A 14,202-nucleotide genomic window follows, 5' to 3' on the forward strand; every position below is an offset into this window, starting at 1 on the left:
CTCAAGGACGACGGGCTCTTGCCGCGCGTGTGCCGTATCCGGGCCGAGCTGTACGGCTCGCTCGGTGCCACCGGCAAGGGCCACGGCAGCGACAAGGCGGTGCTGCTGGGCCTGGAAGGCGAGGCGCCGGATCTCATCGACCCCGACACCATCGACAGCCGCCTCGCGGCGATCCGCGGGGCCAGGCGCCTCACCCTGCTGGGCCTGCATGGCGTGCCCTACGAGGAGAAGACCGATCTCGTCTTCCTGCGCCGCCAGACGCTGCCCTATCACCCGAACGGCCTGCGCCTGACGGCCTTTGGCGAGGGCGAGTGCGAACTGTCGAGCAAGGTGTACTACTCGGTCGGCGGCGGCTTCGTCGTCAATGAAGAAGCCGCGGGGGCGGATCGCATCGTCCAGGACAGCACCTCGCTGCCGTACCCCTTCCACAGCGCCGACCAGCTGCTCACGCAGTGCGCGGTGAATGAGCTCTCGGTCAGCCAGCTGATGCTGGAGAACGAGAAGGCGTGGAGGAGCGAAGCCGAGACGAGGAACGGCCTCTTGCACATCTGGAAGGTGATGCAGGCCTGCGTGCGCCGCGGCTGCGAGATCGAAGGCACGCTGCCGGGCGGCATGAAGGTCAAGCGCCGCGCGGCCGAGATGCACCGCAAGCTCTCGGGCGCGCCCGAAGCGAGCCTGCGCGATCCGCTCACGACCATGGACTGGGTGAATCTCTACGCGCTGGCGGTCAATGAAGAGAACGCCGCGGGCGGGCGCATCGTCACCGCCCCGACCAACGGCGCGGCCGGGATCATCCCCGCGGTGCTGCACTACTACTACCGCTTCATCCCCGGCGCGACCGAGGACGGCGTGGTGCGCTTCCTCGCCACGGCGGCCGCGATCGGCATCCTCTTCAAGGAGAACGCCTCGATCTCGGGCGCCGAAGTCGGCTGCCAGGGCGAAGTCGGCGTGGCGTGCTCGATGGCCGCCGGTGCGCTCACCGAAGTCATGGGCGGCACGCCCGAGCAGGTCGAGAACGCGGCCGAGATCGGCATGGAGCACAACCTCGGCCTCACCTGCGACCCGGTGGGGGGCCTCGTGCAGGTGCCGTGCATCGAGCGCAACGCGATGGGCTCGATCAAGGCCATCAACGCCGCGCGCATGGCGCTCAGGGGCGACGGCAAGCACTTCGTGTCGCTCGACAAGGTGATCAAGACCATGCGCGACACCGGTCGCGACATGAAGGACAAGTACAAGGAGACGTCGCGCGGGGGACTCGCCGTGAACGTCATCGAATGCTGAAGACGAGGAGATAGGACATGCAGCATTACTCGGGATTCGGGCTCGTCAAGCACGCGCTCACCTACCACGAGAACTGGCAGCGCGCGTGGCGCAACCCGACGCCGAAGAAGAAATACGACATCGTGATCGTCGGCGGCGGCGGCCACGGGCTCGCCACCGCCTATTACCTCGCCAAGGAACACGGCATCACCAACGTCGCGGTGGTCGAGAAGGGCTGGCTGGGCGGGGGCAACACCGCGCGCAACACCACCATCGTGCGCTCGAACTACCTGTGGGACGAGGCCGCGTGGCTGTACGAGCACGCGATGAAGCTGTGGGAAGGCCTCTCCCAGGATCTGAACTACAACGTGATGTACTCCCAGCGCGGCGTGATGAACCTCGGCCACACGCTGCAGGACATGCGCGACATCCACCGCCGCGTCAATGCCAACCGCCTCAACGGCATCGACGGCGAAGTGCTGGACGTCAAGCAGATCCAGGAGATCGTGCCGATCATGGACCTGTCGAAGAACACGCGCTATCCGGTGATGGGCGCCTCCTGGCAGCCGCGCGGCGGCGTGGCGCGCCATGATGCGGTGGCCTGGGGCTTCGCCCGCGGCGCGGACGCGCTGGGCGTGGACATGCTGCAGCAGACCGAAGTCACCGGCATCCGCAAGAACGGCAACAAGGTCGTCGGCGTCGAGACCAACCGCGGCTTCATCGCCGCCGACACGGTGGGGGTCGTGACTGCCGGCAACTCCGGTGTGCTCGCGAAGATGGCGGGCTTCCAGCTGCCGATCGAATCGCACCCGCTGCAGGCGCTGGTGTCCGAGCCGATGAAGCCCATCCTCGACACCGTCGTGATGTCGAACAAGGTGCACGGCTACGTGAGCCAGTCGGACAAGGGCGACCTCGTGATCGGCGCGGGCATCGACGGCTACAACGGCTACGGCCAGCGCGGCAGCTACGCGACCATCGAACACACGCTGCAGGCCATCGTCGAGATGTTCCCGATCTTCTCGCGCGTGCGCATGAACCGCCAGTGGGGCGGCATCGTCGATACCTGCCCGGACGCGTGCCCGATCATCTCGGCCACCCCGGTGGGGGGGCTCTTCTTCAACTGCGGCTGGGGCACCGGCGGCTTCAAGGCCACCCCGGGCTCGGGCAACGTCTTTGCGGCGACCTTGGCCGCGGGCAAGGCGCATCCGCTCGCCGCGCCGTTCTCCATCGACCGCTTCATCTCCGGAAAACTCATCGACGAGCACGGCGCCGCGGGCGTCGCGCACTGACAGGAGCCGCACCCATGCTGCACATCTACTGCCCGCACTGCGCGGAAACCCGCGAAGAGGAAGAGTTCCGGCCGAAGGGCGAAGCGCACATCGCGCGCCCGGTGGAACCGGAAGCCACGAGCGACGAAGACTGGGGCAACTACCTCTTCTTCCGCAAGAACCCGCGCGGCCTGCACCACGAGCTGTGGTACCACGCCGCGGGCTGCCGCAAGTTCTTCAACGTGACGCGTGACACCGTGAGCTACCAGATTCACGAAACCTACAAGGTCGGCCAGAAGCCTTCGGTCACCGCTGACAAAGGAGCGGCCAAATGAGCCAGCAGAATCGTCTCGGTACGGGCGGGCGCATCGACCGCAGCCGCCCGCTGCGCTTCAGCTTCAACGGCCAGACCCTTGAGGGCTTCGCCGGCGACACGCTCGCCTCCGCCTTGCTCGCCAACGGCGTCGATGTCGTGGGCCGCAGCTTCAAGTACTCACGCCCGCGCGGCATCGTTGCCGCGGGCGCCGAGGAGCCGAATGCGATCGTGCAGCTCGGGGCCACCGAAGCGGGCCAGGTGCCCAACGTGCGTGCGACGCAACAGGCGCTCTACGGCGGGCTGGTGGCCGCGAGCACCAACGGCTGGCCGAACGTCGACCGCGACCTGCTGGGCGTGATCGGCAGCGTCGGCGGGCGCATGATGCCCCCGGGCTTCTACTACAAGACCTTCATGGCACCGGCCTCGCTGTGGCCGAAGTACGAAAAGTACATCCGCAAGGCCGCCGGCCTCGGGCGCACGCCGAAGGAGAAGGACCCGGACATCTACGATCACATCAACCGCCACTGCGACGTGCTGGTGATCGGCGCGGGCCCGGCGGGATTGGCCGCAGCCTTGGCGGCGGGCCGTTCCGGCGCACGCGTGATCGTGTGCGACGAACAGGACGAGATGGGCGGATCGCTGCTCGATGCGCGCGAACTCGTCGACGGCCGCCCGGCGTCCGCGTGGGTCGCCAGCGTGCTCGCCGAGCTCGCGACCCTGCCCGAAGTGCTGGTGCTGCCGCGCACCACCGCCAACGGCTACCACGACCACAACTTCGTGACGCTGCACGAGCGCCGCACCGAGCATCTCGCGGATCTCGCGCCGAGCATCAACGGCCGCCGCCAGGTGCGCGCCCGCATGCACCGCGTGCGCGCCGGCGAGGTGATCCTCGCCACCGGCACGCACGAGCGTCCGCTCGTCTTCGCCAACAACGATGTGCCGGGCAGCATGGTGGCCGGTGCGGTGTCGACCTACATCCGCCGCTACGCCGTCGTCCCGGGCCGCCGCCTGGTGCTGTCGACCGCCAACGACCACGCCTACCGCGCCGCGCTCGACTGGGCGGACGCCGGCCGCGAAGTGGTCGCGATCGTCGATGCCCGCGAGCATCCCGAGGGCGACCTCGTCAACGAAGCGCGTGCGCGCAACATCCGCATCATCCCCGGCTCCGCGGTGATCGAAGCGAACGGCAAGAAGCGTGTCACGGGCGCGCAGGTCGCGCGCATCGACATCGGCGGCTTCAAGGTCGCCGGTCGCGTCGAAACCTTGTCCTGCGACACCATCGCGAGCTCGGGCGGCTACAGCCCCGTCGTGCATCTGGCGGCGCACACCGGTGCGCGTCCCGAGTGGCGCGATGACATCCTCGGCTTCGTGCCCGGCAAGGTGCCGGGCATGACCCCGGTGGGCGGCGTGCACGGCAAGAGCGCGATTGCCGAAGCGCTCGCCGACGGCGCCGCGGCCGGCGTGGCCGCGGCCCAGCGCACCGGCTTCAAGGTCGAAGCGCCCGCGCTGCCCAAGGTCGCCAAGGTGCGCGAAGGCAAGGCCGCGGCGCTCTACCAGGTGCCGCACGTGAAACCCGCGATGCGCGCCCCGAAGCAGTTCGTCGATCCGCAGAACGACGTCACCGCGGCCGGCATCGAGCTCGCCACGCGCGAAGGCTTCGAGTCGATCGAGCACGTCAAGCGCTACACCGGCATGGGCTTCGGCACCGACCAGGGCAAGCTCGGCAACATCAACGGCATGGCGATCGCCGCGCGCTGCCTGAAGCAGACCATCCCGCAGACCGGCACCACGGTGTTCCGCCCGAACTACACGCCGATCACCTTCGGCGCGATCGCCGGGCGCCACTGCCGCGAGTTCTTCGACCCGCGTCGGTTCACGGCACTGCACGCGTGGCACGTCGAGCACGGCGCGAAGTTCGAGGAAGTGGGCCAGTGGATGCGTCCGTGGTACTTCCCGCGCGGCAACGAGACCATGCACGAGGCGGTGCAGCGCGAATGCCGCGCCGTGCGCGAAGGCGTCGGCATCCTCGACGCCTCGACGCTGGGCAAGATCGAGATCCAGGGCAAGGACGCGCGCGAGTTCCTCAACCGCATCTACACCAACGCCTGGACCAAGCTCGACGTCGGCAAGTGCCGCTATGGCCTCATGTGCAAGGACGACGGCATGGTGATGGACGACGGCGTGACCGCGTGCATCGGCGACAACCACTTCCACATGACCACGACGACCGGCGGCGCCGCGGCGGTGCTGGACTGGATGGAGCTGTGGCACCAGACCGAGTGGCCCGAGCTGGAGGTGTATTTCAACTCGGTGACCGACCACTGGGCGGCGATGGCGATCAACGGCCCCAACGCGCGGAAGCTCCTCGCGGAGCTCACCGACGACATCGACCTCGCGCGCGACAACTTCAAGTTCATGGACATGCGCGAAGGCACGGTCGCGGGCGTCCCGGCGCGCGTGTATCGCATCTCCTTCACCGGCGAGCTCTCCTACGAGATCAACGTGCAGGCCAACCACGCGCTGCATGTGTGGAAGGCGCTGTTCGAGAAGGGCGAGAAGTACGGCCTGACGCCCTACGGCACCGAGACCATGCACGTGCTGCGCGCCGAGAAGGGCTTCATCATCGTCGGCCAGGAAACCGACGGCTCGATGACGCCCGAGGATCTGGGCATGCAGTGGTGCGTGGGCTACAAGAAGCCCTTCTCGTGGATCGGGCGGCGCGCGCTGACGCGCCCGGACACCAAGCGCGAGGACCGCAAGCAGCTCGTCGGCCTCAAGCCCCTCGACCCGCAGCTGGTGCTCGACGAGGGTGCGCAGATCGTGCTCGAGAAGGAGATCCGCATCCCGATGCCCATGGTCGGGCACGTCACGTCGAGCTATTACAGCCCCAACCTGGGCCACTCGTTCGCGCTCGCGGTCGTCAAGGGCGGCAGCCAGCGCATCGGGCAAACCGTTTATCTGCCGATGGCCGACGGCCGGGTGCATGCGGCCGAGGTCGTGAGCCCGGTCTTCCTGGATGCAGAAGGAGCACGCCAAAATGTCTGAGATTGCACAGATGGACCTGAATCCGCGTGGCGCGGTGAAGTCCGAGTCGCCGCTGGCGATGACGCGCGTGAACGTCGTGCTCGCCGCGTCGGCGCGTGACGCCGGCGTGGTGGTGCGCGAGAAACCCTTCCTCGGGCATCTCGTGCTGCGTGGGCGCGCCGAGGACGAAGCCTTCCGCGCCGGTGTCGAGCGCGTGCTGGGTCTGGCGCTGCCGCTCGCGCTCGGTCCGGTCGCGCGCGACGAGGCGCGCGGCGTGAGCCTGCAGTGGATGTCGCCCGACGAGTGGCTGATCGTCGTGCCGGCCGGGCTCGAGTTCGACGCCGAGGCGGCGCTGCGGCGCGAGCTCACCGGTCACTACGCGGTGATGAACACCAGCGGCGGCCAGACGGTGCTGGAGCTCACGGGCCCGAAGGTGCGCGAGCTCTTGATGAAGTGCACCCCCTACGACGTGCATCCGCGCGCCTTCCCGGTCGGCAAGGGCGTCTCCAGCGTCTTCGCGAAGAGCTCGGCAGTCATCCGCCGCGTCGATGAAGAGCGCTGGGAACTCGTGATCCGCCGCAGCTTCGCCGATTACCTGTACCGCTGGATCCTCGATGCGGCGGAGGAGTTCGGGGTGTTCGTCGCTGCGGGCGACGCGAGCCATTCCACCAGTCGCGCTGCGGTGCGCGAACTGGCGGCCGAGGCGAGGTGATGGCGATGAAGCTCGACCGCGTCGCAGCTGCCGCGCCGGCGCGGCGACGGCCGGGGCTCGCCGTCCCGGCCGCGGCACCCGTGGAGCCCTGCGAGGACACGATCTTCCTGCGCGGCATCCGTGTCGAGGCGCTGATCGGCGTGTACGAACACGAGCGCCATGCGCCCCAGCCGCTCGTGATCGATCTCGAACTGGGCCTGCAGCACGCGCGCTGTTGCGCCAGCGACGACCTGCGTGACGCGGTCGACTACGGCCAGGTGCTCGCGGCCGTGCGCCGCCTCGCGCAGGTGAACCAAGCGGTGCTGCTCGAAGCCTTCGCGCAGAACGTCGCCGACGCGCTGCTCGCAGGTTTCGAGCTCTCCTCGGTTGCGATCAGCGTCAGCAAACCGGCCATCTTCGATGCTGCCGATAGCGTCGGCGTTTCGATCCGGCGCCGCCGTGCCTCGATTGCAGGCGCACCTGCATAGCGGCGATACCTGAATTGCCCGGCCTCCGTTGAGATGCCGGGCGCGCGCCGTCGGAGCGCGCGCAATTCCATTGCGTGACGTTGGAATATGTTGATCGAATGCTAAAAACCATGGCAAAGTCATGGTTGTTGCGGGCGCGGTTTGGCTATGACGGCCTCCCGCGTACTCGGGGTGCGATTATTCACGAATGGAAATAAAGTTTCAGAAATTCGTGCATTTATTCGCAATAGAGCCGCCGGTACAGTGCGCCTGCATTTAAGCCATTCAGGCAATTCAAGCATTCGCGGCAGATCAACTTCAAAGGAGGATAGCCATGGAGTTGTCGGTACAAGCAACAGCGCGGGCAACGGCAGGTATTACGGCGGCGGATCCTCGCGCGGATATCGAGGCCAACGCACGGAACATCATCATCAAGACGCGCGCCACCTTCGCACATCCCGTGCAGGCGAGTCGCTGCGACGAGCCGGAGGGCAGGCAGTGCCGCGCCAGGCGCGCGCAACGGCCCTTGCGAATCCGCTGACGCGGGTTCGTCCCGAGCTGATCGAATGCTGTTCCCGAGGGGCGGCGCCGACGGAAGTCAGCGCCGCCCCTCTGTATTCAAGGACGCGAAAAGCTCGGCGACCCAGTCGACGAAGACCCGGATCTTCGCGCTCAGATGACGGTTCGGGGGATAGACGATGTAGATCGGGAAGCCCGGTGAGGTCCAGTCCTCCAGTACCGGTACCAGTTCCCCCTCAATCAGTTGGCGATCGAGCATGAAGCGGGGCAGTTGCACGATCCCCAGCCCCGCGAGGGCTGCCGCGAGGTAGGCGTTGCTGTCATTGACGGCGAGGGCGTACCGGCCCGGCAGCTCGATGCGCTCGCCTTTGCGTTCGAATTCGAAGGGCGAGATCCGGCCCGTGCCCGCCGAGAAATAGCCGACGACGTGGTGCGGCCCGCCGAGTTCGGACGGGTGCCTGGGTATGCCGTACTCGGCGAGGTAGGCGGGTGCGGCACACGTGACGTATTCGATCTGTGCGATGCGTCGGGCAACCAGTGATTCGTCGGTGATGTTGCCGGCGCGCACCACGCAGTCGACGTTGTCCGCGATGAGGTTCACGAGACGGTCGCCCGCGCCGAGGTCGATCTGGATATCCGGATAGCGGGCGTGGAAGCCATGCAGCGCGGGGATGATGATCCGGGTGGCGACCGCCGCGGCGACGTCCACGCGGACGCGCCCCTTCGGCGAAGCCTGCGCGTTCGACAGGCTGGAGTCGATTTCCTCCAGCTCCGTCAGTAGCCGCGCCGTCCGCTCATAGTAGGCCGCGCCGTCGGCGGTGACGGTGACGCGCCGTGTGGTGCGGTTGAGCAGCTTCACCCGCAGGTGCGTTTCCAGGCTCTGGATCAGCTTCGTCACGGTCGGCTTCGGCATGCCTAGGGAGTCGGCCGCCTTCGTGAAGGTGCCTGCCTCGACGACGCGTGCAAACACGCGCAAAGCCAGGAATTGGTCCATTCGTTTCTCCTCCGGTCCGCCAGCCGCCATTGCTGCAGCGCGATTATTCACCAAAGGAAATAAAGAAGCTACGAAGCGATTATTTATTCATTGAAGTGCGGGAACTATCGTTCAGGCCATCAGCGCTGTCGGCGCCTACCGCAGGTCCCAACGAAATGTTCCGCTTTCTGCAATCCTGCTGCCTTGCCAACCCGAACCGGCTTCCGGCCACGGAGGACTGCAGCATCGACGTCGGCCTCCCGCACCCGCTGGGAGTGCGTGTCTATGGGAAACGTCGTGCCGGGGCCGCACTGGTCGTGCATTTCCACGGCGGTGCCTTCGTTTCCGGTTCGCTCGACAGCGGCGCAACGGTGGCCCGTCTGCTGGCCGATGCGGGGGCGGTCGTGGTGTCGGTCGATTATCCGTTGGCACCTGCGAGCCCGTTTCCCGTCGCGGTCGATGCTGCCTACGCCGCGCTGCAGTGGGCGTGGCGCAGGCGCGCCCGGATTGCGGGGCAAGGGGCAGCGCTGTTCGTCGCCGGCGAGGAGGCGGGCGGCAATCTCGCCGCCGCCACGGCACTGATGGCGCGCGATCGTCAGGCGCCGCGGCTTGCCGGCCAGATCCTGCTCTCGCCGATGCTCGATCCCTGCCTCGGCACCGCATCGGTTCGCCGCAGCGATCAGGGGCCGGCCGCTTGCCCCTTGGCGAAGGGCTGGTGTGGATACCTGCGCGAGCCGGCCGCCGCCGAGCACCCATATGCGACACCCGGGCGCTCGACGCGCCTGGCAGGTCTCGCCCCGGCGCTGCTGGTCACCGCGGACGATGATCCGCTGCGCGACGAGACGCTCGCCTATGCACGCAGGCTGGGGGAGGCCGGTGTGCCGGTATCCGAATTCGTTTTGCCGGCGCCCACCGCTTGGCCGGCCGTCCTGCAAGAGCCTGCGATCCCCGGAAGGCCGTGGGCGGAGGAGGTGGGTACTCGCTTCACGACCTTCCTCGCGAGGGCGGGCAGGCCGGAATCCGTCGATCCCGCCTGAACGATCTTTCCCTCGAAAAAAGGGGTTGACTCCGTACCTGACTACGGACTTTTAGGATGCCTCGCGTTCCCCGACGCTGCGACCGCAGCTCAGAACACATCAACAAAGCAATAAAGGAGTTTGCCATGTCCCCAGAGAGCCATTCCAAGCACCGTCGGCTGTGGACCGCCGGCCTGGCCGTCACAACCCTGACCGCCATTTCCGCTGCCGTCCTCGGCCTGCGCCCGGCGCCGGTCGAAGCGAACCCGAGTGCGGGTGCCCCGTCCGCGACGCCGGTGTCCGTCGCGACCGTCGAGCAGCGCGAAGTCGCGACCTGGGACGAGTTCTCCGGTCGCCTCGAAGCGGTCGAGCGCGTCGACATCCGCTCGCGCGTCGCCGGCACCGTGCAGGCGGTACATTTCCGCGAAGGCGGGCTCGTGAAGGCGGGGGACTTGCTGGTCACGATCGATCCTGCGCCCTATGCGGCCGAGGTGGATCGCGCCGTGGCCCAGGTCGCGGCCGCGCAGTCGCGCGTGGCCTTCACGACGAGCGAACACGAACGCGCGCAGCGCCTATGGGAGCAGCGCGCGATCGCCGAGCGCGAATTCGAGGAGCGCGCCAACGCTCGTCGCGCGGCAGACGCCGAGCTGCGCGCAGCGCAGGCCGCGCTGCAATCGGCACGCCTGAACCTCGGTTACACGCAGGTGAGGGCGCCCGTATCCGGCCGCGTCGGCAAGCTCGAAATCACCGTCGGCAATCTCGTCGCCGCCGGACCAGGGGCGCCGGTGCTGACGACGCTGGTGTCCGTCAGCCCGATCTACGCGAGCTTCGACGCCAACGAGCAAATCGTGGCGCGCGCACTGCAGACGCTGCGCGATGCCCACGGCAAGGCGGCGCGGATCGAAAGCATCCCGGTGCAGATGGCGACGACGATGAGCCAGGAAAGGATCTACGCGGGCCACCTCCAACTCGTCGATAACCAGGTCGACGCCCGCAGCGGGACGGTGCGCGTGCGCGCCGTGTTCGACAACGCCGACGAGAGCCTGATGGCGGGGCAGTTCGCGAAGCTGCGGATGGGGCGCCCGAAGGCCGAGCCCGCCGTGCTCATCGACGAGCGCGCGATCGGCACCGACCAGAGCCGCAAGTTCGTGCTGGTCGTCGACGCCGACAACAAGACCGCATACCGCGAAGTCACGCTGGGTGGCACGGCCGACGGGCTGCGCATCGTCAGTGCCGGGCTGCAGCCGGGCGAGCGCATCGTCGTGAATGGCTTGCAGCGCGTGCGGCCGGGTTCGCTCGTCGCGCCGCAGGCGGTGGCGATGGACGGCCGCATGCAGGTCCGCAGCGACCGTGCCGTCCGCGCCGCGGATGCAGCCGGCTTGCCGCAATCCTGATTCGCCCGTAATCGAGAGCACCATCATGAATCTGTCCCGCTTTTTCATCGATCGCCCGATCTTCGCCGGCGTGCTGTCGCTGCTGATGTTCGTCGCCGGCCTGCTCGCGCTGCGCGTGCTGCCGGTGTCGGAATACCCCGAAGTCGTGCCGCCGTCGATCGTTGTGCGCGCACAGTATCCCGGCGCGAACCCCAAGGTGATCGCCGAGACGGTCGCGACCCCCCTCGAGGAGTCCATCAACGGCGTCGAAGGCATGCTCTACATGGGCAGCCAGGCGACCACCGACGGCCTGATGACGCTGACGGTCACCTTCCGCCTCGGCACCGATCCCGACAAGGCGCAGCAGCTGGTGCAGAACCGCGTCGCGCAGGCCGAGCCGCGCCTGCCCGAGGAGGTGCGCCGGCTCGGCGTGACGACGGTCAAGAGCTCGCCCGACCTGACGATGGTCGTGCACCTGCTGTCGCCCAACGGCCGCTACGACATGACCTACCTGCGCAACTACGCGCTGCTCAACGTCAAGGACCGCCTCGCGCGCATCGACGGCGTCGGCCAGGTGCAGCTGTTCGGCTCCGGTGACTACTCGATGCGCATCTGGCTGGATCCGCAGAAGGTCGCCGCGCGCGGCTTGTCGGCGGGCGACGTGGTGCGCGCGATCCGCGAGCAGAACGTGCAGGCCGCCGCCGGTGTCGTCGGCGCGTCGCCGGGCCTGCCGGGCGTCGATCTGCAACTCTCGGTGAACGCCCGCGGCCGCCTGCAGAGCGAGGAGGAGTTCGGCGACATCATCGTGCGCACCGGTGCGGACGGCGCCGTGACGCGTCTGCGCGATCTCGGCCGCATCGAGCTCGGCGCCTCAGACTACGCGCTGCGCTCGCTGCTCGACAACAAGGATGCGGTCGCGATTCCGATCTTCCAGGCGCCAGGTTCGAACGCGATCCAGATTTCCGACCATGTACGCGAGACGATGCAGCAGTTGAAGCAGCACATGCCCGAGGGCGTCGACTACGAGATCGTGTATGACCCGACGCAGTTCGTGCGCGCATCGATCGAAGCGGTCGTGAAGACCCTGCTCGAAGCGGTCGCGCTCGTGGTGCTGGTGGTGATCCTCTTTCTGCAGACCTGGCGCGCGTCGATCATTCCGCTGCTCGCGGTGCCGGTGTCGATCGTCGGCACCTTTGCGGTGATGCACCTCTTCGGCTTCTCGATCAACGCGCTCTCCCTCTTCGGGCTGGTGCTCGCGATCGGCATCGTCGTCGATGACGCGATCGTCGTCGTCGAAAACGTCGAGCGCAACATCGAGGCGGGGCTCTCACCGCGCGAGGCAACGTACCGGGCGATGCGCGAAGTCTCCGGCCCGATCATCGCGATCGCGCTGGTGCTGATCGCCGTGTTCGTCCCGCTTGCCTTCATCACCGGCCTCTCCGGGCAGTTCTACAAGCAGTTCGCGCTGACGATCGCGATGTCGACGGTGATCTCGGCGATCAACTCGCTGACGCTGTCGCCGGCGCTGTCCGCGCTGCTGCTGAAGGGCCACGACGCGCCCAAGGATGCGCTGACGCGCGGAATGGACAAGGTCTTCGGCCGCTTCTTCGCCGCCTTCAACCGGACCTTCCGCCGCGGCGCGGAAGCCTACGGCGGCGGGGTGCGCGGCGCGATCGGGCGCAAGGCGGTGATGATGGCCGTCTATCTCGCACTCATCGGCCTGACGGCGGGGCTCTTCAAGGCGGTGCCCGGCGGCTTCGTGCCCGCGCAGGACAAGCAGTACCTGATCGGCTTCGCGCAGCTGCCGGACGGTGCCACGCTCGACCGCACGGAGGCGGTGATCCGCCGCATGGGCGAGATCGCGTTGCAGCAGCCCGGCGTCGAGCACTCCGTCGCCTTTCCCGGCCTGTCGATCAACGGCTTCACGAACAGCTCGAACTCGGGGATCGTGTTCACGCCGCTGAAACCGTTCGACGAGCGCAAGGGGGCGGAACTCAGCGCCGGGGCGATCGCGATGGAACTGAACAAGAAGTTCGCCGGCATCGAGGACGCCTTCATCGTGATGTTCCCGCCGCCGCCGGTGCAGGGGCTCGGGACGACGGGGGGCTTCAAGCTACAGTTGGAGGACCGCGCATCGCTCGGCTACGAGGCGCTCGACGCGGCAACCAAGGCCTTCCTCGCGAAGGCGTCGAAAGCGCCGGAACTTGCGGGGCTGTTCTCCAGCTACCAGGTGAACGTGCCGCAGCTCTTCGCCGACATCGACCGCACCCGCGCGCGCCAGCTCGGCATCCCGGTCACCGACGTGTTCGACACGATGCAGATCTACCTCGGTAGCCTGTACGTGAACGACTTCAATCGCTTCGGCCGGACCTACTCGGTGCGCGTGCAGGCCGACGCGCCTTTCCGCGCCCGCGCCGAGGACGTCGGTCTGCTGAAGGTGCGCGCGCCGGGCGGGGAGATGGTGCCGCTGTCGTCGCTGATGAACATCCAGACGAGCTTCGGGCCCGAACGCGCGATGCGCTACAACGGCTTCCTCTCCGCCGACATCAGCGGCGCACCCGCGCCCGGCTACTCGTCGGGACAGGCGAAGGCGGCGGTCGAACGCATCGCGGCCGAAACGCTGCCGCCGGGCATCGGCTTCGAATGGACCGAACTGACCTACCAGGAGATCCTCGCCGGCAACTCGGCGGCATGGGTCTTCCCGCTCGCGATCCTGCTGGTCTTCCTCGTGCTCGCGGCCCAGTACGAAAGCCTGACGCTGCCGCTCGCGATCATCCTCATCGTGCCGATGGGGATCCTCGCCGCGATGACCGGCGTGTGGCTCTCGGGCGGCGACAACAACGTCTTCACGCAGATCGGCCTGATCGTGCTGGTCGGGCTGTCGGCGAAGAACGCGATCCTGATCGTCGAGTTCGCTCGCGAACTGGAATTTGCCGGACGCACGCCGGTACAGGCGGCGATCGAGGCGAGCCGTCTGCGGCTGCGCCCGATCCTGATGACCTCGCTCGCCTTCGTGATGGGCGTGCTGCCGCTGGTGCTGTCGACCGGCGCCGGCGCCGAGATGCGCAGCGCAATGGGGGTGGCGGTGTTCGCCGGGATGATCGGCGTGACGGCCTTCGGCCTCTTCCTGACGCCGGTGTTCTACGTGCTGCTGCGCCGCCTCGCCGGCAACCGCGCGCTGAAGCTGCACGGCGAGATCCCGCACCTCGAAGCCTTCGCCGCTTCGCCCGTTACCGGCGGCGCCGCAACCGCGACGGGGCTGGCTGCACCGCGTGCGCATCACGAATAAGGAGTT

At 67.8% G+C, this 14,202-nt stretch carries 11 protein-coding genes; 10 read left to right on the forward strand and 1 reads right to left on the reverse strand.

Going from position 1 to position 14,202, the window contains the following annotated elements; genetic code table 11:
• From F464_RS0111255 to F464_RS0111285, 7 genes are all read left to right on the forward strand, one after another.
• The coding region (locus F464_RS0111255; protein ID WP_018989911.1) for an L-serine ammonia-lyase at positions 1–1,281 on the forward strand (1,281 nt) is incomplete at its 5' end.
• Between the two features lie 17 nt (positions 1,282–1,298).
• Positions 1,299–2,549, forward strand: coding sequence for a sarcosine oxidase subunit beta family protein (locus tag F464_RS0111260; RefSeq protein ID WP_018989912.1), 1,251 nt, complete (start codon positions 1,299–1,301; stop codon positions 2,547–2,549).
• Between the two features lie 14 nt (positions 2,550–2,563).
• Positions 2,564–2,863: a sarcosine oxidase subunit delta gene (locus F464_RS0111265; RefSeq protein WP_018989913.1), complete on the forward strand. Its 300-nt coding sequence runs from the start codon at positions 2,564–2,566 to the stop codon at positions 2,861–2,863.
• Positions 2,860–5,889, forward strand: a complete 3,030-nt coding sequence (locus F464_RS0111270; protein WP_018989914.1) for a sarcosine oxidase subunit alpha family protein — start codon at positions 2,860–2,862, stop codon at positions 5,887–5,889. Before F464_RS0111265 ends, F464_RS0111270 begins: the two co-directional genes overlap by 4 nt.
• Positions 5,882–6,580: a sarcosine oxidase subunit gamma gene (locus F464_RS28335; protein WP_232428890.1), complete on the forward strand. Its 699-nt coding sequence runs from the start codon at positions 5,882–5,884 to the stop codon at positions 6,578–6,580. Before F464_RS0111270 ends, F464_RS28335 begins: the two co-directional genes overlap by 8 nt.
• 5 nt (positions 6,581–6,585) lie before the next feature.
• Complete coding sequence (gene folB, locus F464_RS0111280) at positions 6,586–7,047, forward strand: dihydroneopterin aldolase (RefSeq protein WP_232428892.1); 462 nt, start codon at positions 6,586–6,588, stop codon at positions 7,045–7,047.
• A 313-nt stretch (positions 7,048–7,360) separates the two neighbouring features.
• A complete protein-coding gene (locus F464_RS0111285) occupies positions 7,361–7,567 on the forward strand; it encodes a hypothetical protein (protein ID WP_018989917.1) in 207 nt (68 codons plus the stop codon).
• A gap of 57 nt (positions 7,568–7,624) precedes the next feature.
• On the opposite strand, the gene F464_RS0111290 is transcribed toward F464_RS0111285, so the two are convergent.
• Positions 7,625–8,539 (reverse strand): LysR family transcriptional regulator, encoded by a 915-nt coding sequence (locus tag F464_RS0111290; RefSeq protein WP_018989918.1) that lies wholly within the window; start codon positions 8,537–8,539, stop codon positions 7,625–7,627.
• Positions 8,540–8,694: 155 nt separating this feature from the next.
• Here F464_RS0111290 and F464_RS0111295 point away from each other — a divergent pair, with 155 nt between their 5' ends.
• From F464_RS0111295 to F464_RS0111305, 3 genes are all read left to right on the forward strand, one after another.
• Positions 8,695–9,555 carry an alpha/beta hydrolase gene (locus tag F464_RS0111295; RefSeq protein WP_018989919.1) on the forward strand — a complete coding sequence of 287 codons (861 nt, stop codon included), beginning with the start codon at positions 8,695–8,697 and terminating at the stop codon, positions 9,553–9,555.
• Positions 9,556–9,680: 125 nt separating this feature from the next.
• Positions 9,681–10,928 carry an efflux RND transporter periplasmic adaptor subunit gene (locus tag F464_RS0111300; RefSeq protein WP_018989920.1) on the forward strand — a complete coding sequence of 416 codons (1,248 nt, stop codon included), beginning with the start codon at positions 9,681–9,683 and terminating at the stop codon, positions 10,926–10,928.
• Between the two features lie 25 nt (positions 10,929–10,953).
• Positions 10,954–14,196 (forward strand): efflux RND transporter permease subunit, encoded by a 3,243-nt coding sequence (locus F464_RS0111305; RefSeq protein ID WP_018989921.1) that lies wholly within the window; start codon positions 10,954–10,956, stop codon positions 14,194–14,196.
• Positions 14,197–14,202: the final 6 nt, after the last annotated feature.

Origin of the sequence: Aromatoleum toluclasticum ATCC 700605, assembly GCF_000378245.1 — a bacterium.
Classification (GTDB): domain Bacteria; phylum Pseudomonadota; class Gammaproteobacteria; order Burkholderiales; family Rhodocyclaceae; genus Aromatoleum; species Aromatoleum toluclasticum.

What these genes read in the sequence shown, in the direction of transcription:
- F464_RS0111300 (WP_018989920.1), top strand. Translation starts at nt 9,681, where the DNA reads ATGTCCCCAGAGAGCCATTCCAAGCACCGTCGGCTGTGGACCGCCGGC.
- F464_RS0111305 (WP_018989921.1), top strand. Translation starts at nt 10,954, where the DNA reads ATGAATCTGTCCCGCTTTTTCATCGATCGCCCGATCTTCGCCGGCGTG.
- F464_RS0111290 (WP_018989918.1), bottom strand. Translation starts at nt 8,539, where the DNA reads ATGGACCAATTCCTGGCTTTGCGCGTGTTTGCACGCGTCGTCGAGGCA.
- F464_RS0111265 (WP_018989913.1), top strand. Translation starts at nt 2,564, where the DNA reads ATGCTGCACATCTACTGCCCGCACTGCGCGGAAACCCGCGAAGAGGAA.
- F464_RS0111270 (WP_018989914.1), top strand. Translation starts at nt 2,860, where the DNA reads ATGAGCCAGCAGAATCGTCTCGGTACGGGCGGGCGCATCGACCGCAGC.
- F464_RS0111285 (WP_018989917.1), top strand. Translation starts at nt 7,361, where the DNA reads ATGGAGTTGTCGGTACAAGCAACAGCGCGGGCAACGGCAGGTATTACG.
- F464_RS0111295 (WP_018989919.1), top strand. Translation starts at nt 8,695, where the DNA reads ATGTTCCGCTTTCTGCAATCCTGCTGCCTTGCCAACCCGAACCGGCTT.
- folB (WP_232428892.1), top strand. Translation starts at nt 6,586, where the DNA reads ATGAAGCTCGACCGCGTCGCAGCTGCCGCGCCGGCGCGGCGACGGCCG.
- F464_RS28335 (WP_232428890.1), top strand. Translation starts at nt 5,882, where the DNA reads ATGTCTGAGATTGCACAGATGGACCTGAATCCGCGTGGCGCGGTGAAG.
- F464_RS0111260 (WP_018989912.1), top strand. Translation starts at nt 1,299, where the DNA reads ATGCAGCATTACTCGGGATTCGGGCTCGTCAAGCACGCGCTCACCTAC.